Here is an 18,962-nt window from a genome sequence, read left to right as displayed (position 1 = left end):
GTAGACAAGATATTATGAAAGATTTCTATATGAATGATATTTTTTCTTTATAGCAAACAAATAATGTGACTACTTATATAAAAGAGAAAAGGTGAAAGAATGGCATTTGGAATTAAACGCCCGGAACTAAACGCATGGAAAGCAGCTGTTAAGCGAGGAGAGATCGCGTTTTTAACTCATTATTGGCTTGATGAGCGTTTTCCACATGCAACTACCGTAACAAAAGTAGGTTGCAGTGACTTAAATAAGCTGATTAAGTGGGGAAAAAAGTACGGTATTCCCGCTAAGTATATTGATAATCGATCAGGCTATCCTCATTTCGATTTACTAGGTGAGCGTCAGAAAGAAATTATGAAAAAGGAAAATCAGCTGGAGCAGCTGAAGCGATTTGAAGAAGTTAACGAGTGAAAAGCAAAACTAATTTCAAAAAATGTAAAAAAATTCTATTGTTAAGACTTTTTTTATGTTTAAATAGAAAAAACAGTGGAATAGATTAAGAAGAACAATTACGTTATGTATTCTCTTATATAGGGAAAATAATTTAGTGCAGTTTCCTTATTTGATACGATAAAGAGCTTTGTTTTATAATAAAATTGTTGTTCGGATAAAAGGAGGAAGAAGGGCATGTCCGAGGTTGGAACTTTAAAAAAAGGATTAGATATCTTCTCTTTGCTTTTAAACCGTCCGAATATGACTATTCCAGAAATGATGGAAGCGCTCGGTTTTAATAAGAGTACGATGTATCGTCTTGTGAGCACGCTTGAGCAAAACGGATTTATTGTAAGAAACCCGTCTAACCGCTATACGGTTTCACCGCAACTGGTGCTGGCACTCGTGCAAAATACGATGCATACGAACTATGAAATGAATTGGCTCTCTGTTCCTGCTATGCAGAAGCTGAGTGAAGAGACCAAAGAGACCATTTATGCGGGAATTCTCCATCATAAACAAATGGTTACAACTCAGGTGGTTAACGGGCAATATAGCACTCGTACGCATTCTGAAGTAGGAAATAAAAAGCCGCTTCATGCAAATGCTATTGGAAAGTGTATTCTTGCTTATCAAGAGGACAGCGTACAAAAATCTATTCTTCATGAACTTTCGCTTGAAGCTTATACAGATCGAACGATCACCGAGCTGGACAAGCTTGAAGCTGATTTAGCTTTAAGTAAGGAAAGAGGATATGCTGTCGACGATGAAGAACGGGAGCCGGGCGTTCGCTGTATTGCAGCCCCTATTTTCAGAAAAGGAAAAATAATGGCGGCTATTGCTTTATCAGGTCCATCCTTTCGTATTTCACAAGAGAAAGACGAAGAACATGCTGCACTTGTTAAACAGTGCGCAGAACAAATTTCACAAGCAATTACTCTTTACGAATAATTTAATAGTAAAAAAGGGGATGAACAGCAACATGGAAAACTTACAGTCAACGACGACCTTAGCAAACGGCGTTAAAATGCCTTGGTTAGGTTTAGGTGTTTATAAAGTAGAAGATGGTCAAGAAGTTGTAGATTCAGTTAAATATGCAATCAAAGCTGGATATAAAAGCATTGATACGGCTAAAATTTATGAAAATGAAGAAGGCGTGGGACAAGCGATCAAAGAATCAGGTGTTTCTCGCGAAGAACTGTTTGTTACATCAAAAGTGTGGAATGCAGATCAAGGATATGACACAACTATTCAAGCGTTTGAAACAAGCTTAAACAAGCTAGGTCTTGAATATTTAGATTTATACTTAATTCACTGGCCAGTTGAAGGTAAGTATAAAGATACGTGGAAAGCACTTGAAAAGCTTTATAAAGACGGGAAAATTCGTGCAATCGGCGTATCGAATTTCCAAGTACATCATTTAGAAGACTTGATTGCAGATGCAGAAGTCAAGCCGATGGTAAACCAAATCGAATTTCATCCACTTTTAACACAAACAGAAGTGCGTGAATACTGCAAAAAACAAGGAATCCAAGTGGAAGCATGGTCACCGCTTGCACAAGGTGAGCTGCTTGATAACGAAGTGTTAACTCAAATTGCTGAAAAGCATGGAAAATCAACTGCTCAAGTTATCTTACGTTGGGACTTGCAAAACGAAGTAGTAACTATTCCTAAGTCAACAAAAGAACATCGTATTATCCAAAATGCAGACGTATTTGATTTTGAATTAAATGCAGATGAAGTTGAAAAAATTAACGCATTAAATCAAAATCATCGCGTAGGTCCCGATCCGGATAACTTTGACTTTTAATTTTAAAGCAAGACTAAAACGTCTTTTAAGATAAATAATAAACAAAGCGCTATTGTCATTCATGCAGTAGCGCTTTGTTTATTAAAGAGTAAATGCGATGGTTGAACGAGGAGGAAAAGTAATGAAGATGTCAGAAAACACTATTTTAATTACGGGCGGAGCATCAGGAATTGGGTTGGCGCTTGCAGAACGGTTTTTAAATGAAGGAAATGAAGTTATTATTTGTGGAAGAAGGGAGTCAAAGCTGCAAGAAGCAAAAGAAAGATTCCCTTCATTACATACAAAAGTGTGCGATGTATCAATAGAAGAAAGCAGAGTAGAGCTAGTAAAATGGGCGACTGAAAGATTCCCGAAATTAAATGTTATTGTGAATAATGCAGGCATTCAGCAGCGCGTAAATCTTTTACACATGCACAAAGAGTGGCAGTATTACGAAAAAGAACTAATGAGTAATGTAAGTGCTCCTATTCATTTAACGTCGTTATTGATTCCTCATTTCGTTCAACAAGAACGTGCTGCGGTTATTAACGTTACTTCCGGGCTGTCTTTAACACCTGGAGCATGGGTGCCAATCTACAGCGCAACAAAAGCGGCATTAAGGTCGTTTACGATTAGTCTAAGACATCAATTAGAAGAAACAAATACCGAAGTGATAGAAATTCTTCCTCCAGCCGTGAACACGGATTTAGGAGGACCGGGACTTCATACATTTGGAGCACCGCTTGATGACTTTGCCGATTCGATATTTGAAGAATTGAAAAAAGGTAAAATCGAAATTGGCTATGGAGACAGCGCTAAGAGGCTTCATGCTTCCAAAGAAGAAATTGAGAAAGCTACAGCACAGGCTTGGAGTGGATTTTTGAAAAATAATCCTGAATTTTAAAGACAGCAAACAAAAAGCTTCCTAAACTCGTCAATAGTAGCGGGTCATAAAAAGCGTGTGTCCATAAAATAAATGAACACACGCTTTTTAGCATTAACGATCTACAGTTTGTCTAATTCGTTTTTCCATTTTTTCAAGCATGCGGAGGTACTCATCCTGTTCTTCAGGAGTTAGAGCAAAAAGCATGTCTTGCCAAAATAAATTCCGCTGCTCAATTACATAGTTCACTAATGTTTCGCCAGCCTCTGTTAAGGATATCCATACAATTCGGCGGTCTTTTTGGTCACGTACGCGCTTAATGAGTGCATCAGCTTCTAATTGATTTAATAAAATGGTAGTAGCCCCGGAGGTTAGCTTTAGATTTGAAGAAATTTCGGCTACCATACGTTTAGAGCTGACTCCAATGAATTTTAGAATTAAAAATTTCGTAATGGTCAAATTATAGGGCTGCTCACTGATTTTATCTTCCAAGAGCTTTCGCTTGAGTTCAAATAATGAGGTTTTAACTTGGTCAAGTTTTTCTAGTTTATCTATTAACTGCTGATCCATTATAATCACCTTTTCTTTATCATTATAGGTGTTAAACAATTGCTGCTAGTTACCTATTGTGGTTTATGTATATAGGGAGTTTGTTCCAAAAAAAGAAGCTGTTTTTGTGTATAACCCTATGCTTATATATCTAACTTTAAAGTAAAGTAAAGTACTTGTAAAGAAACCAAAACTTTTAAGTTGTATTTCAGTTAAAGATGTAGTAAAGTATTCAGTCGGGAAAACTTTATGAAACATAAATGTTTAGTTTCAAAAATAAATTAAAATCAAAGTTATTTACAACTAAATATCTTTGTGATAAAGTTATATAGCGTAATACTTAACTGAATGAAATATTAAGGAGGTAAAATAAATGTCAAGAGGGCGTTTAATTTTAATGAACTTTATCGGAATTATTGTAGTATTAGCTTTAATTATTGGTGGGGGATACTATTATATTCAAAAATCTAATTATGTATCCACAGACAATGCAAAAGTGTCCGGCGACCTTTATACAGTAGTAGCGCCAGCGGCAGGTAAAGTAGCAAGCTGGAACGTTGAAGAAGGTAAAGATGTTTCAAAAGATGATGAGGTAGCTAAAATCCAATCAGAAGATGGAGAAAAAACAGTTACAGTACCAGAAGACGGTAAAATCATCAAAACACAGGTAAAAGAAAATCAAATGGTTCAAGCTGGTCAACAAATTGCTAGCGAAGTAGATATGAATAACTTATTCATCATTGCAAACATTAAAGAAGACAAATTAAAAGATATTGAAGCTGGCGATGACGTTGATGTAACAGTTGACGGAGATACTAAAACAACAATCGATGGAAAAGTAGAAGAAATCGGTTATGCAACAAACTCAATTTTCTCATTAATGCCAAGTTCTAATTCAGACGGCAACTATACGAAAGTATCACAAACAGTTCCTGTTAAAATCTCTATTTCTAACTACTCTGAAAACGTACTTCCAGGTATGAACGCAGAAGTTAAAATCTCTAAAAACTAAGAACGTACATGATTAAGAAGAGAAGAAAGGAGGAAGGAACTGATGTCAGCAAACACGATACAACCAGAGGAAAGCTCAGTTAAAAAGCATATTCCGCTGCTAGTCGTACTTATGCTTGGATTGTTCTTAGCAATTTTAAACCAAACGCTGCTAAATGTTGCGATCCCGCATCTGATTACAGAGTTTGGAGTTACGGCTAATACGGCACAGTGGTTGCTTACAGGATATATGCTTGTAAATGGTGCACTTATTCCATTATCAGCCTATTTAATTGAACGTTTTGGAGTTCGTCGCTTATTTTTATTTGCAATGGCCTGCTTTACAATAGGGGCACTTGTCTGCGGAATTGCGCCGACTTTCTCGATTATGCTAATCGGACGTCTGGTTCAAGCAGTCGGAGGCGGAGTGCTAGCACCTCTAGTTATGACCATTATCGTATTTATTTTCCCTCCTCATATGCGCGGAAAAGGAATGGGTATCTTTGGTTTAGCCATGATGTTCGCTCCGGCAATTGGACCGACGCTTTCAGGATGGGTTATTCAAAACTATGACTGGCACATTTTATTTACGGGAATGGTGCCACTAGGTGCGCTCGTACTTATTATTGCAGCTTTTAAATTAAAAGATATTAAACCACCTCAAAATGTAAAAGTAGATCTAATCTCTGTGTTTACATCTCTTGCAGGTATGGCTTTACTTCTATACGGCTTCAGTGAAGCTGGAAACGATGGCTGGACGGATTCAGTTGTATTGTCAACGATGATTGGCGGTATTGTCTTATTAATCATCTTTGTCATGCAGCAGCTTCGACTTAAGAGTCCATTACTTGATGTGAGAGTATTTAAATACAGTATTTTCTCATTATCTAATATCATTAGTATTGCCATCACAATTAGCATGTATGCTGGTATGTTCTTATTGCCAATTTACTTGCAAAACATTCGTGGCTATTCAGCATTTGATTCAGGTTTATTAATCTTGCCTGGTGCACTTGTTATGTTAGTTATGTCACCAATTTCTGGTACGCTGTTTGATAAATTAGGACCGCGTCCACTAGGGATTGTCGGAATGTTGATTACGGTTGTGACAACATTTGAATTTACAAAATTAACGCTTGAAACACCGTTTAGTCATATTGTTATTATTTATATGATCCGTGCATTCGGTATGTCATTATTGATGATGCCAATTATGACGGCTGGTTTAAATCAGCTGCCGGCAAAATTAAGCAGCCATGGTACATCAATGGCGAACACGCTTCGTCAGGTGAGTGGTTCAATCGGTATCAGTTTAATGACTACAATCTTTACAAATCGCACAACATATCATGTGAATGAAATGAGCAGTTCAATGACTACATCCGATCCATTCTTTATGAATAACTTCCAGGCATTTGTGCAAAAGATTGCTCAAACGCTTCACCTTTCTCAAACAGAGGCGCAAAAACAAGCTTTAACAACATTAGCTGGAAAAGTTCAAGCGCAAGCAACTGTACAAGGAATTAACGACGCGTTTTATTGGACAGTTATTATTGCCATTATTGGATTGATTTTAAGTTTCTTCCTACGTGATGTTCGTAAAGATGCAGTAGTAGAAGTAGAAGAGACAGAAAAAGAAACAACAGACGATATTCGTATGTTACCGGCACCAAAAGATATGAACTCATAAGCAACGGAGGGATAAAGGATGAAAATTTGTATCGTATATGATAGTGAAGGCGGACATACAGAGGCATTAGCAAAAGCGATTGCTTCTGGCGCCGAGCTGTCTGGAGAAGCAACTGTATATGTAAAGCATGTAGAAGAAGCAGATGTACGTGAACTGCCTGAAATGGATGCTATTATTTGGGGCTGCCCAGGGCATTTTGGAACAATCAGTTCAGGGTTAAAAACGTGGATTGATAAATTAGGTTATTTATGGGCAGAAGGTAAATTAATTGATAAAGTAGGTGCGGTGTTCTGTACAACAGCTACAACGCACGGTGGCTTAGAAGCAACGCTTTTAAATTTAATTACACCTATGCTTCATCAAGGAATGGTTATCGCTGGCTTACCAGGTAACATTCCAGAAAATGCGCTGTACGGTACTTATTACGGTGTGGGAATTACTTGTCCAATCGAAGGTGACGAATTATTAACAGAGAACGACCAAGCGCTAGGTAAAGCGTTAGGAGAACGTGTTGTTCAAGTGACTAAACGAATGACACAAGGACAGTAGGTGACAGTATGTTAGGTATTTTACTGATCGTTGTAGCTGTGATTCTGGTTGTACTAATTATTACAATGAATGCTAAAGCATCATCTTCTAAGCGCCAGCGTACAGTTCCACCTAAAAAAGAAGCGGCTGCTTCAAATGCTCCTAAAGAGCCAAAAGTAGAAGAGAAAAAAGTGGCAGAAAAAAAACCTGCAGCACCAAAAGAAGAGCCAAAAGAGCCGCAGGCCAAGACGGAAACAAGAACATCTAGATATAAGAAAGAAAAAGATGTCATGAACGATGATATGTATCGTCAAGTGCTGCAAAAGTTTAGAGAAGGCGAAAAAGACAACACGGTTTTTACAAAAGAAGAACGTGACGTTATGAATGATGACGCTTTTCGTAAGGCTTTAAGATCGTTTAAGAAAAACGATAGTGAATGAGTTTCTTCTATTATAATAGTACGGAATAAAATAGATAGAAAATAGGTTATAAGCATTCTGCGAAACCAGCCGCTCTCCCCAGGCTAGGTTTCGCTTGGAGTGCAGCAGGGGGCTGACATGTTAACATCGACTCCCTGATTATAAGAAAGGGGACGTCAAAACATGGAACAGCTCACATTTATTGAAGAGGTCCAGAGAATTTCGATATCCCTTAACAAAAAGGTAATGACAGAGATAAAAGAAAGGTTACTTTCACAAGGGATTACACCTTTTCAATATCATATCTTATTAATTATCGGTAAGTGCAGTCACATTGGGGTAACCAAGCTGGCAGAAGAGATGCGCGTCAAGCCTAGTGCGATTACTCCTGTTATTAATCGTTTAATAGACTTAGAGTTAGTTTCACGTTATCACTCTAAAGAGGATCGCCGCAAAGTAAACATTGAGTTAACAGCTAAAGGTGAACAAGTGATTGAAGAAGCAAATGAAATTGTGCAAAAGATGATTGCTCATTTCTTTTCTTGCTATGAACCGAAAGATCAAGAGCAATTTTTGAAATTATTTAAGAAACTAGACGCTAATATCTAATGAAAGAAAAATCACTTCTTAATGAAGTGATTTTTTTTAATAAAAAGATTGTCAACTTCACTTTTCCATGTTATCATTTGTGTAAACGGTTACATATATGAAGGGAGGGAAATAAAGTGGTAACAATTCGTGATGTAGCAAAAGAAGCAGGCGTGTCCGTTGCGACCGTTTCGCGCGTTTTAAACAGTACAGGATATGTAAAAGAAGACACGCGTGTGCGAGTAATGAATACAATTCAAAAATTAAACTACAGCCCTAACGAGGTAGCCCGTTCGCTTTATACACGTGAATCTCGTTTGATTGGTCTCTTGCTTCCAGACATTACAAACCCTTTTTTCCCTCAGCTTGCACGAGGAATAGAAGATGAAGTACATAGCCATGGATTTCGTTTAATTCTTGGCAATAGTGATGAGCAGTTAGAGAAAGAATTAACCTATCTCCAAACGTTTACGCAAAACCATGTAGTAGGGATGATCACGGCAACAACAAGTCTAGCTCAGAAACTATATGAAGGTCTTACATTTCCCGTCGTGTTTTTAGATAGAAGTTCTGAACAGTATCCATCCGTTTATGCTGATGGTTTTGAGGGTGGAAAACTTGCTGCAGAAGAAATAATCAAAAGAGGAAGTAAAAGAATTACACTTATCAAAGGTCCAGTAAATGTAAAGCCTGCCCAGGAACGCTTTCAAGGCTCTCTGTCTGTTTTGAGTCAGTCTGATGTAGACTTTTACGTATTAAATACAAATTCTCTAGCGTTTGACGATGCGCAGAAATGGGCAAAGGAAATCTTTCAAAAGTACCCTGAAACGGACGGGATTATTGCAAGTAATGACATTGTAGCCACAGCCGTTTTACACGAGGCGTTTCGATTAGAAAAAAGCGTGCCTGATGATCTACAAGTAATTGGTTTTGATGATATTCCGCAAAGCCGCTTTTCGTTTCCAGCGCTGTCTACAATTCGTCAGCCTGCTTATGAAATGGGCAAGCAAGCAGCAGGTCTGTTAATAAAATGCATTAAGAAAGAACCTTTAATTCAAAAGCAAGTACAACTACCCGTTACGTTTATTGAACGAAATACGACACGAAAGGTTGAGGAACATGGCTAAAGTAACTGTGATTGGAAGTTCATCAATGGATTTAGTAGTAACATCAAATATTCGTCCTGGAGCTGGAGAAACAGTGTTAGGAGAATCATTCAAAACTGTTCCCGGAGGAAAAGGAGCGAACCAAGCTGTTGCAGCAGCCCGTCTTGGAGCTGATGTGAGTATGATTGGGTGTGTGGGCGAAGATCATTACGGAAAAGCAATTCTGGAGAATTTCAAATCAAACGGTGTATCCGTGAAAAATGTGAAACCGGTTACAGATTCAGATAGCGGAACAGCGCACATTATACTCGCTGAAGGAGATAACAGCATTGTAGTTGTCAAAGGAGCAAATGATTATATTACTCCAGACTACGTGGAAAAAGCAAAAGAAAAAATTAAAGAAGCGGATATCGTACTTATTCAGCAAGAGATTCCAGAAGAAACGGTTGAATATGTTGCTGAGCTTTGTCAGGAACTTAAAGTACCGCTTTTGTTAAATCCGGCGCCTGCAAGACCATTAAAAGCAGAAGTGATTGAACAAGTTTCTTACATCACTCCAAATGAACATGAAGCAGAGCTTTTATTTGAAGGAAAAGAAAAAGAAGAAGTATTAAAACAGTATCCAAATAAATTGTTTATTACAGAAGGAAAACAAGGTGTGCGCTATTTTAACGGCAAGAAAGAAGTATTGGTTCCTTCTTATCAAGTAGAAACGATTGATACAACAGGAGCAGGAGATACATTTAACGCAGCGCTTGCTGTGGCACTTGCCGAAGGAATGGGTTTTGAAAAAGGAATTCAGTTTGCTAATCGCGCAGCTTCGCTATCCGTCACTAAATTTGGTGCGCAAGGCGGTATGCCGACTCGCAAAGAAGTGGAGGAGAGTCTGTAAATGAAACGTCACGGAATGATTAACAGTCATATTACGAAAATACTAACAGATCTAGGTCATACAGACACTATTGTCATTGCAGATGCAGGGTTACCTGTTCCGAGTGACGTGCCTAAAATTGATTTATCTTTAAAGCTAGGGGTGCCTAGCTTTAAAGATGTAGTAGTAGCTGTGTTAGAAGATATGGCTACAGAAAAAATAGTGATTGCTTCTGAAATGAAAGAAAGAAATCAAAAGGCTTACGAGTTGATGGAGAAGCAAAACATCTTAGTAGAAGAAGTATCGCATGAACAATTAAAAATGCTGACAAGCAAAGCGAAAGTTGTGATTCGTACAGGAGAAGCAACTCCTTATGCAAACTGCATTTTACAAGCGGGAGTTATTTTTTAAAAGAGGTGAACAGCATGCATATTGCAATGAGAGGGATTCATAAAGCCTTTGGAGCAAACCGTGTACTAAGGGGCGTGGATTTTGAATTACATGAAGGTGAAGTTCACGCACTAATGGGGGAAAATGGAGCGGGGAAATCTACGCTGATGAATATTTTAACCGGCCTTCATAAAAAAGATGAAGGGCAGATTCTGATTGATGGCAAAGAGACGTATTTTCAAAACCCAAAAGAAGCAGAACAAAACGGAGTTACCTTTATTCATCAAGAGCTGAACGTTTGGCCTGAAATGACGGTGCTTGAGAACTTATTTATCGGCAAAGAATTAAAAACGCCTTTAGGTTTTTTAAAAACAAAAGAAATGAAAGCGTTAGCAAAGAAGCAGTTTGAAAAATTAGCTGTGACCATTCCTCTTGATCAAGAAGCGGGACTTTGTTCTGTCGGACAGCAGCAAATGATTGAGATAGCCAAAGCGCTGATGACGAATGCAAAGGTCATTATCATGGATGAGCCAACCGCAGCGCTTACTGAAAGAGAAATTCAAAAGTTATTTGACGTAATTAATGCGCTGCGAAAACAAGGTGTATCGATTGTCTATATTTCACATCGTATGGAAGAGATTTTCGCTATTTGTGATTCCATTACGGTCATGCGTGACGGACAGACGGTAGACAAAAAGCCGATTCCAGAAACCAGCTTCGATGATGTTGTTCGCAAAATGGTAGGAAGAGAGCTAACGGATCGATTTCCTGCTAGGACATCTCCTAAGGGAGACGTTGTATTTGAAGCAAAAGGCTTGGAGAGAAAAGGTGTATTTCAAGACGTTCATTTTTCAGTGCGATCAGGAGAAATTGTCGGTGTTGCGGGGCTAATGGGAGCTGGCAGAACCGAAATTATGCGCGCTATCTTCGGGCTTGATCCGTTAGAAAAAGGCGAAATTATATTAAATGGCAAACGGGTCAGTATCACAAAGCCCGACCAAGCCATTAAATTAGGTCTCGGGTTCATTACAGAAGATCGTAAAACAGAAGGGCTCGTCCTGGATTTTTCTATTCGAGAAAATATTGCGCTTCCAAGTCTATTCAGCTTTTCGCCAAAAGGCTTTATTGAACAAAAAAGCGAGCAGCAATTTGTAGATTTACTTATTAAACGTTTAACGATCAAAACTGAGTCGTCTGAGACGAGTGCGGGTAACTTATCGGGAGGAAATCAGCAAAAAGTAGTTATTGCCAAGTGGATTGGCATTGGACCAAAAGTGCTGATTTTAGATGAACCAACTCGAGGAGTTGACGTCGGGGCAAAGCGTGAAATTTATCAGCTTATGAATGAACTGACAGACAGAGGCGTGGCTATTATCATGGTGTCTTCAGAGCTTCCAGAGGTACTGGGCATGAGCGATCGCATTTTGGTTGTACATGAAGGAAAAATAACAGGTGAACTGACAAGTGAAGAAGCAACTCAAGAAAAAATTATGACATTTGCAACAGGAGGTCAGTAAAATGAAAGCAAACACAGCGATAAAAGAAAATCGCGTTGATAACGTGATGCAAAAGCTAGGTCCGTTACTAGGTCTATTTATTCTTATTGTCATTGTATCGATTTTAAATCCAAGCTTTTTAGAACCTTTAAATATTTTAAACTTGCTGCGTCAAGTAGCCATTAATGCCTTAATTGCATTCGGTATGACGTTTGTCATTTTAACAGGCGGAATTGATTTATCGGTTGGCTCTATACTTGCTTTATCAAGTGCGTTAATGGCAGGTATGATTGTGTCAGGTGTAGATCCTATTTTAGCTATTTTAATAGGATGTGTGTTAGGAGCTGTAATGGGTATGATTAACGGCTTGCTTATTACAAAAGGAAAAATGGCGCCGTTTATTGCAACGCTAGCGACGATGACAATTTTTAGAGGGTTAACGCTTGTTTATACAGATGGAAATCCGATTACGGGGTTAGGCGAAAACTATTACTTCCAGTTATTTGGCCGCGGCTATTTTCTAGGTATTCCTGTTCCGGCAATTACGATGGTACTAGCATTTGCTGTCCTATGGGTGATTTTGCATAAAACGCCGTTTGGCCGTAGAACATATGCAATCGGAGGAAATGAAAAAGCAGCATTTATTTCAGGAATTAAAGTACCAAAAGTTAAGGTTATGATCTACTCGCTAGCAGGATTATTGGCAGCGCTAGCAGGAGCGATTTTGACTTCTCGTTTGAACTCTGCTCAGCCAACGGCAGGTACGTCTTACGAGTTAGATGCTATCGCTGCAGTAGTACTGGGTGGAACAAGCCTTTCTGGAGGACGTGGACGCATTGTTGGAACGTTAATTGGTGCGCTGATTATCGGAACGTTAAACAACGGCTTAAACTTACTCGGCGTTTCGTCCTTTTACCAAATGGTCGTAAAAGGAATTGTTATTTTAATCGCGGTATTAATTGATCGCAAAAAGTCAGCTTAGGAGGGAAAAACATGAAGAAAATTTGGCTCGTGCTATTATCATTTTCATTATTACTGTTAGGGGCTTGTTCACTTCAGCCTCCTGAGTGGGCGAAACCATCTGAAAGTAAAAATTTAAAAGATATTAAAATTGGTTTATCCGTTTCTACATTAAACAATCCGTTCTTTGTTTCGCTAAAAGAAGGGGTACAAAAAGAAGCAAAAAAACTGGGCATGGAAGTAGTTGTAGTAGATGCTCAAAATGATTCAGCAAAACAAATTAACGATGTAGAAGATTTAATGCAGCAAGGTGTTAACATTCTACTTATTAACCCAACGGATTCAGCTGCTATTTCAACAGCTGTACAATCGGCTAATAATGTAGGTATTCCAGTTATTACACTAGATCGTTCAGCAGAAAAAGGAAAAGTAGAAACCCTAGTAGCTTCAGATAATGTAAAAGGTGGTCAAATGGCTGCTGATTACATTGTGAAAAAAGTAGGGGAAAAAGCTCAAGTAGCAGAACTTGAAGGCGTGCCGGGAGCTTCAGCAACTCGTGAGCGAGGAAAAGGGTTCCACAACGTTGCGGATCAAAAGCTAGATATTACGGCTAAACAGTCGGCTGATTTTGACCGTACAAAAGGCTTAAACGTTATGGAGAATGTTCTTCAAGGAAATCCTGGTATCAAAGCCGTATTTGCTCATAATGATGAAATGGCATTAGGAGCTATTCAAGCGATTAACAGCTCAGGAAAAGATGTGCTAGTAGTAGGGTTTGATGGAAACGACGATGCAATTAAAGCGGTAAAAGAAGGGAAGCTAGGAGCAACTGTAGCCCAGCAGCCTGTTTTAATCGGTAAACTTGCCGTAAAGTCTGCTAAAAATGTTCTTCAAGGCAAAAAGGTAGATAAGCAAATTCCAGTGCCTTTAAAACTAGTAACCTCTGACAAATAATGGTTTTATACGTGTGTAGAAAAAAGACGCTCATTTGATTTATGGGCGTCTTTTTATGTATATAAAGTGTAAAAAAGAAGTGAAAAAGTCACAACTTTATAAATAGTGTAGGAATTATGTAGGTGGAATTTATGTAATAAAAAGTAAAAAACACCGAAAAAAGACGCTAAAACACATAATTTTCTGTGAAAAATTTGTAATATACCTGTAATAATAAGCGTTTATTTCTATTTTTAAAGAGTGATTTTGCCCTGTTTATGACAAAAATATATCTTTTTTAATAAACAGTAAACCTCTCTATCAAGGGATTTTGGTGATGAATTCCCAGAAAGAGATTCTTGGTTATACAGATTATGGGAAACTTTTAACTGTATTGTAACATAAACAGATAGTTTTTTATGGTATAACTATGTCTATGAGGAAAGGGGACTATTACTTTATGAAAATTTTTAAGCGTATGACTCTTGCAGCAGTCACAGGAATTTTCTTCATGACCGGCATCACAGAGACTCACGCCCAATCGAATGAAGAAGCGCTCCAGAGTACTGAAAATAAAATTAAAGAAACAGAAAAGGCTGTTCAGCAAAAAGAGAAAGAGAAACAGTCTATCAATTCAGATGTTCAAAACATTCAATCACAATTAAATTCATTACATACAGTAATCTCTAGCAATAAAAAAGAGTTAGCATCGACTGAAAAGCAGATTTCAGAAGCGAACAAAATGATTGAGAAAAAGAAAAAAGAAATCGTTTTGCTTCAGGAAAAAGTGTTAAGTCGTAAAGATATTATTGAAAATCGATTAGTTGCTTTACAGCAAGACGATAAAACAAGCGTTGTTATTGATACATTAATGAATGCTGATAACTTTGGAGATTTTGTTGCACGTATGGGTGCTGTCACAACGTTATTGTCAGCAGATAATGATATTTTAAAGCAGCATCAAAATGATTTAGATCAAATTGAAAAAGATAAAAAAGAAATTGATAAGCAAGAAAAAGTATTAGAAGCAGCAAAAGGTAGCTTAGCGGTTAAACAAGCTGAATTAGATAAAAACGTTGCCAAACAAACAGCAACGTTAACAACTATGCAAGAAAAGTACAGCACGGTCGTAAATGAAATTGATGCAGCTTCTTCAGAAAAAGCAAACCTTCAGTCTGAATTAACAGGCATTCAAGATAAGATTGCAAAAGAAAAAGAAGCAGCTCAAAAGCAAGCTGAGCAAGTGGCAAAACAGCAGGCAGCTGAAAAGGCTGAGGCTGATGCAGAAGCAAAGCGTCAAGCTGAACTGGCAACAGCTAAAAAAGAAGTAAAAACAGAGCCAAAACAAGAAGTAAAAACAGCTGCAGCTACAGAGAAGAAAGCAACCGTTTCTTCAGAAGCAAAAGAAACGAAAAAAGAAGAAAGCACCCAAAAGCATTCTGGAAAAGAAATGTATGTAGAAGCAACAGCTTATACAGCTAATTGTGCAGGGTGTAGCGGCGTAACAGCCACTGGACAAAATGTGAGTTCAGGCACTCATAAAATTATTGCGGTAGATCCATCCGTTATTCCATTAGGTTCAAAAGTATACGTAGAAGGATACGGAGTGGCAACAGCAGGTGATACGGGCGGTGCGATTAAAGGATATCGAATTGACGTATTAGTACCTTCCGAGTCAGCTGCAAAAGCATTTGGACGTCGTACAGTGAAAATTACGGTGTTAAATTAAAGAAATAGGCTGAAAATATTTTAGTTGCAGGAAAATCCGAACGATGAATCGTTCGGATTTTTTCATTGTTGTAGTGAACGTAGGTTTCATCTAGTTAGTTGCTTCTAGCTGTTGATTGGAGAGGAAGGCGAAGACTCCTGAGGGAAAAGAGGAAGTGATGAGACCCCGCAGGCCCGTAATCGATGAGGAGGCTCATCGGTCGCCCGCGGAAAGCGAAGCCTTACATGGAAATCAACAGCGGTGTCACAAGTGATCGATACCAGCTCATTACTCCCATTTGTTCGTCTTCGGATTAGATGGATGTAGTTATGTCTCAATCTCTTTTTTGCATATTTAGTGAGCAAGTTGCTAGCTAATCTATACTCTTTTCGTTACCATACAATAAAGTAAATGGAAGAAAAGGAGTAGGTAAAATGAAGATAGTCGATCCAGCGGTACAAAGTGTAAAAGACAATTATCATTTGTTAACAGGGGTCGTCATTCCCCGGCCGATTGCGTTTGTTACAAGTCAAAATGATGACGGTGTAGTGAATGCCGCACCGTTTAGTTTCTTTAATGTAGTTGCGGCAGAGCCTCCGCTGATTGCCATTTCAGTTTCGAGAAGTGAAGGTCAAATGACGAAAGATACGGCCAAAAATATTAGTTCATCTAAAGAATTTGTAGTTCATCTTGTAGACGAAAACTTAGTGGAACAGGTGAATCAAGCGGCATCTTCTTATCCTTCTTCCGTCAGTGAAGTCGAAGAAACAGGGTTAACGCTAGCACCGAGCAAAAAAGTGCAGGTTCCCGGAATTCAAGAAGCCAGCATTCGGATGGAATGTAAGCTTCACCAAATTGTGCCATTAGGAACGGATGAGGCATACAGCTCAGATTTGTTTATCGGTGAAGTTGTGATGTTTCATATTAGTGAAAAAGTGATAGAAAACGATCGCGTTTCTGCAGAACGTGTGAAGCCAGTCAGCCGACTTGCGGGTTCTAACTATAGTAAATTGGGGCAATTATTTTCCTTAGAACGTCCTAAATAAGCAAGAAAGTGTTACTTATGTAGCAAAAAAATAGTATACATTGGATTTTTTTAAATAAGCGATTGTGTTCTGTTTCAACAATGACAGTACATTCGCTTTTTTTCATGAACGAAAAAGTTAATAGAAACCATAATAACAAAATCAATTTAGAAAAAGGCAAAAATGTAAGGTTTTTGCCTTTTATATTTACCATTGAGGAAAAGGGTATTCATTCATATAATTTAGATTAAGTAAATTGTATACGCTTTCAATATACAGAATTATTTTTCAATAATTCTCTCGAGAAAGAGTCATGAGCGTTTACAAAAAAACTTGCCACACTAGGAGACAAGATTATAGGAGGGGTATTCATTGAAACGTTGGTTTAGTTTAATCAGTTTTGCACTCATTTTAACCCTAGTACTTGCAGGATGCGGAGGAAAGTCCGCTAATGAAACAAGTGGTAGCGGTGGAAAAGAAGTTGTTGCATGGGCTTGGAATATTAACGTACCGGTATTAAAGAAAGCAGCAGCAGAATATCAAAAAGAGAATCCAGGTTTTAAATTAAAAGTAGTGGATATGGGACGTGAAGACGTTTATTCAAAACTAACAACAGGATTGCAAGCTGGCGGAAAAGGCCTTCCTGATATTGTATTAGTAGAAGACGATCGTTTCCAAGGATATTTAGATGCATTTCCAAAAGCATTTTTAAACCTATCTAAAAAAGGATTTGATAAGCAAGAAGATAAGTTTCCTGAGTTTAAGAGAGCCCTTTTATCAAAGAATGGAGATATGTACGGCTTCCCGTTTGATGCAGGTCCAACAGGCGTATTCTATCGCACAGATTACTTTGAAAAAGCAGGCGTAGATCCAAACAGTATCAAAACATGGGATGATTATATTGCAGCTGGTAAGAAAATTAAAGAAAAAGTTGGCGTTGATTTACTAGGTTTAGATTTTAATAATGACGATGGCTTATTCCGAATGACGCTGACACAGCAAGGTACGTTCTACTTTAATAACAAAGGAAAGCTAAATTTAACTTCTAAAGAAGCGAAAAAAGCAATGGAGTTAAATAAGAAGTTAAAAGAAGCAGGTATTGTTAAAAATACAGTGGGCTGGGATGCTTCAATCAGTGCCTTAGCAGAAGGTAAAGTAGCAAGTTCACCATCTGGTGCTTGGCTATCCGGTTCTATTACACAGCAGGCTCCGGATTTAAAAGGAAAATGGGGAGTGTTTTTATTACCTTCGTTTGAAGAAGGAGGTAACCGTGCTTCTAACTTAGGCGGAAGCAACTATGTGATTTCAGCAACTAGTCAAAAAGCAGATGAAGCGTACAAATTTATGGAGTATTTCTCAACAACGGATAAAGTTCAAGAAGAAGCGATGAAGGGCGGATTATTCCCATCATTAAATACCGTATACTCTTCAAAATTATTCACTGCACAAGATGAGTACTTTAACAATCAGACGATTTGGAAAACATTCGCAGATGAAATGAAAGATATTAAACCGGTTAATTTTACGGGCAATTACTCAGTTGCAAACAGTGAAGCAGTCAAAGCTGTGTCAGAAGTAACAAATGGTAAGGGTGTTACAGACTCGCTTGAAGCAGCTCAAAAACGCTTAGAAAACCGAATTAAAAAATAATCAAGAAGCATAGAAGGTGATTTATGGAAAATTGCCTTCTATCTCTTCTTCTTGCGGTACTAGGAGGTCATCATGAAGACAAATAAATCGTTGCCTTACTTATTTATTGCTCCAGCACTTTTGCTGTTCGCGCTGTTTACCATCTACCCTATTTTTTCATCGTTTGTTTTAAGCTTTCAGAGTATGGAAGGCGGAAAGTATGTATTTACCGGGTTATCAAACTATACACGTTTGCTCGGAGATGATATTTTCTGGAAAGCGCTTGGGAATACGGGGATTATTTTAATCGTTCAAGTACCCGTTATGATTTTATTAGCTCTTGTACTAGCTAATGCGTTAAACAGTCAGCTTTTAAGACTAAAAGGTTTTTTCCGAGTTTCATTTTTCTTGCCGGCAGTAACGTCACTAGTTGCCTACTCTATTTTGTTTTCAATCATTCTTCAAGATGAAGGAATTATGAATACTATTTTAGGGTTTTTCGGTATCGATGCCATTCAGTGGCTGGGAGATCCATTTTGGGCTAAAGTCTCAATCATCGTTGCGATGACTTGGAGATGGACAGGTTATAACATGGTTATTTTTCTAGCAGCTCTTCAAAGTTTATCTCATGAAGTTTACGAAGCAGCTGATTTAGATGGAGCAAATCGTATTCAAAAGTTTTTCCACGTAACGGTTCCACAATTAAAACCCGTTATCTTGTTTGCTACTATTTTATCAACAATTGGCACGCTTCAATTGTTTGACGAACCTTTTAACTTAACAAAAGGCGGCCCTGCTGATTCTACTATGACGCTAGGCTTATATATTTATCAAAATGGCTTTAAATACTTTGATTTTGGATATGCATCGGCCATTGCGTACGTTGTTGTATTATTAGTTGGTATTTTAACGTTCTTCCAATTTAAATTTACGGGTGATAAATCATGAGTGTATTAGAGAGAGTAGAAGCAACCGCAGT

Annotated in this window: 20 protein-coding genes; 19 read left to right on the top strand and 1 reads right to left on the bottom strand. The window is 38.0% G+C overall.

All coding sequences use genetic code 11. The features are described 5' to 3' along the window. The first annotated feature begins 99 nt into the window (after nt 1-99). The 4 genes from ACFX4G_RS13240 to ACFX4G_RS13225 all read left to right on the top strand — a co-directional run bounded on the left by ACFX4G_RS13240 (nt 100) and on the right by ACFX4G_RS13225 (nt 3,122). Entirely contained in the window at nt 100-408 is a 309-nt protein-coding gene (locus tag ACFX4G_RS13240; protein WP_013055618.1) for a hypothetical protein, read from the top strand. Nucleotides 409-624: 216 nt separating this feature from the next. After that, the gene (locus tag ACFX4G_RS13235) at nt 625-1,380 is read left to right on the top strand and encodes an IclR family transcriptional regulator (RefSeq protein WP_043980166.1); all 756 of its coding nucleotides are present in this window, start codon (nt 625-627) and stop codon (nt 1,378-1,380) included. Nucleotides 1,381-1,411: 31 nt separating this feature from the next. Further along, the gene (locus ACFX4G_RS13230) at nt 1,412-2,239 is read left to right on the top strand and encodes an aldo/keto reductase (RefSeq protein WP_075421316.1); all 828 of its coding nucleotides are present in this window, start codon (nt 1,412-1,414) and stop codon (nt 2,237-2,239) included. A gap of 121 nt (nt 2,240-2,360) precedes the next feature. Continuing rightward, on the top strand, nt 2,361-3,122 hold the full coding sequence (locus ACFX4G_RS13225; RefSeq protein ID WP_097824228.1) for an SDR family oxidoreductase: 762 nt from the start codon (nt 2,361-2,363) through the stop codon (nt 3,120-3,122). 93 nt (nt 3,123-3,215) lie between these two features. Here ACFX4G_RS13225 and ACFX4G_RS13220 read toward each other — a convergent pair whose 3' ends face one another. Then, nucleotides 3,216-3,671: a MarR family winged helix-turn-helix transcriptional regulator gene (locus ACFX4G_RS13220; RefSeq protein WP_043980161.1), complete on the bottom strand. Its 456-nt coding sequence runs from the start codon at nt 3,669-3,671 to the stop codon at nt 3,216-3,218. A 352-nt stretch (nt 3,672-4,023) separates the two neighbouring features. On the opposite strand from ACFX4G_RS13220, the gene ACFX4G_RS13215 reads away from it, so the two are divergent. From ACFX4G_RS13215 to ACFX4G_RS13145, 15 genes are all read left to right on the top strand, one after another. Then, nucleotides 4,024-4,662, top strand: a complete 639-nt coding sequence (locus tag ACFX4G_RS13215; protein ID WP_013055624.1) for a biotin/lipoyl-containing protein — start codon at nt 4,024-4,026, stop codon at nt 4,660-4,662. Between the two features lie 42 nt (nt 4,663-4,704). Then, a complete protein-coding gene (locus ACFX4G_RS13210) occupies nt 4,705-6,330 on the top strand; it encodes a DHA2 family efflux MFS transporter permease subunit (RefSeq protein ID WP_377575217.1) in 1,626 nt (541 codons plus the stop codon). Nucleotides 6,331-6,348: 18 nt separating this feature from the next. After that, the gene (locus ACFX4G_RS13205; RefSeq protein WP_014461382.1) at nt 6,349-6,879 is read left to right on the top strand and encodes an NAD(P)H-dependent oxidoreductase; all 531 of its coding nucleotides are present in this window, start codon (nt 6,349-6,351) and stop codon (nt 6,877-6,879) included. An 8-nt stretch (nt 6,880-6,887) separates the two neighbouring features. Then, the gene (locus ACFX4G_RS13200) at nt 6,888-7,298 is read left to right on the top strand and encodes a hypothetical protein (protein WP_097824226.1); all 411 of its coding nucleotides are present in this window, start codon (nt 6,888-6,890) and stop codon (nt 7,296-7,298) included. A 162-nt stretch (nt 7,299-7,460) separates the two neighbouring features. Further along, a complete protein-coding gene (locus ACFX4G_RS13195; protein ID WP_013055628.1) occupies nt 7,461-7,886 on the top strand; it encodes a MarR family winged helix-turn-helix transcriptional regulator in 426 nt (141 codons plus the stop codon). Nucleotides 7,887-8,002: 116 nt separating this feature from the next. Further along, entirely contained in the window at nt 8,003-8,992 is a 990-nt protein-coding gene (locus tag ACFX4G_RS13190; RefSeq protein WP_043980156.1) for a LacI family DNA-binding transcriptional regulator, read from the top strand. Further along, nucleotides 8,985-9,863 (top strand): ribokinase, encoded by an 879-nt coding sequence (gene rbsK, locus ACFX4G_RS13185; RefSeq protein ID WP_043980153.1) that lies wholly within the window; start codon nt 8,985-8,987, stop codon nt 9,861-9,863. The genes ACFX4G_RS13190 and rbsK overlap by 8 nt, the downstream gene beginning before the upstream one ends. Next, the gene (gene rbsD / locus ACFX4G_RS13180) at nt 9,864-10,253 is read left to right on the top strand and encodes a D-ribose pyranase (protein ID WP_097824224.1); all 390 of its coding nucleotides are present in this window, start codon (nt 9,864-9,866) and stop codon (nt 10,251-10,253) included. A 14-nt stretch (nt 10,254-10,267) separates the two neighbouring features. Then, on the top strand, nt 10,268-11,749 hold the full coding sequence (locus ACFX4G_RS13175; RefSeq protein WP_013081941.1) for a sugar ABC transporter ATP-binding protein: 1,482 nt from the start codon (nt 10,268-10,270) through the stop codon (nt 11,747-11,749). Between the two features lies 1 nt (nt 11,750). Then, the gene (gene rbsC / locus ACFX4G_RS13170) at nt 11,751-12,710 is read left to right on the top strand and encodes a ribose ABC transporter permease RbsC (protein WP_097824222.1); all 960 of its coding nucleotides are present in this window, start codon (nt 11,751-11,753) and stop codon (nt 12,708-12,710) included. Nucleotides 12,711-12,721: 11 nt separating this feature from the next. Further along, the gene (rbsB, locus tag ACFX4G_RS13165) at nt 12,722-13,642 is read left to right on the top strand and encodes a ribose ABC transporter substrate-binding protein RbsB (RefSeq protein WP_013055634.1); all 921 of its coding nucleotides are present in this window, start codon (nt 12,722-12,724) and stop codon (nt 13,640-13,642) included. Nucleotides 13,643-14,081: 439 nt separating this feature from the next. Continuing rightward, the gene (locus tag ACFX4G_RS13160; protein WP_097824220.1) at nt 14,082-15,350 is read left to right on the top strand and encodes a 3D domain-containing protein; all 1,269 of its coding nucleotides are present in this window, start codon (nt 14,082-14,084) and stop codon (nt 15,348-15,350) included. Between the two features lie 413 nt (nt 15,351-15,763). Next, nucleotides 15,764-16,375, top strand: coding sequence for a flavin reductase family protein (locus ACFX4G_RS13155; RefSeq protein ID WP_043980143.1), 612 nt, complete (start codon nt 15,764-15,766; stop codon nt 16,373-16,375). A 351-nt stretch (nt 16,376-16,726) separates the two neighbouring features. Next, a complete protein-coding gene (locus tag ACFX4G_RS13150) occupies nt 16,727-18,004 on the top strand; it encodes an ABC transporter substrate-binding protein (RefSeq protein ID WP_097824219.1) in 1,278 nt (425 codons plus the stop codon). Between the two features lie 72 nt (nt 18,005-18,076). Beyond that, nucleotides 18,077-18,931 carry a carbohydrate ABC transporter permease gene (locus ACFX4G_RS13145; RefSeq protein ID WP_013055639.1) on the top strand — a complete coding sequence of 285 codons (855 nt, stop codon included), beginning with the start codon at nt 18,077-18,079 and terminating at the stop codon, nt 18,929-18,931. Nucleotides 18,932-18,962 lie beyond the last annotated feature (31 nt).

Origin of the sequence: Priestia sp. YIM B13486, assembly GCF_042787865.1 — a bacterium.
GTDB lineage: Bacteria > Bacillota > Bacilli > Bacillales > Bacillaceae_H > Priestia > Priestia megaterium.
Note: the sequence above shows the minus strand (reverse complement) of the source record. Positions and strands in the feature narration are given on the sequence as shown.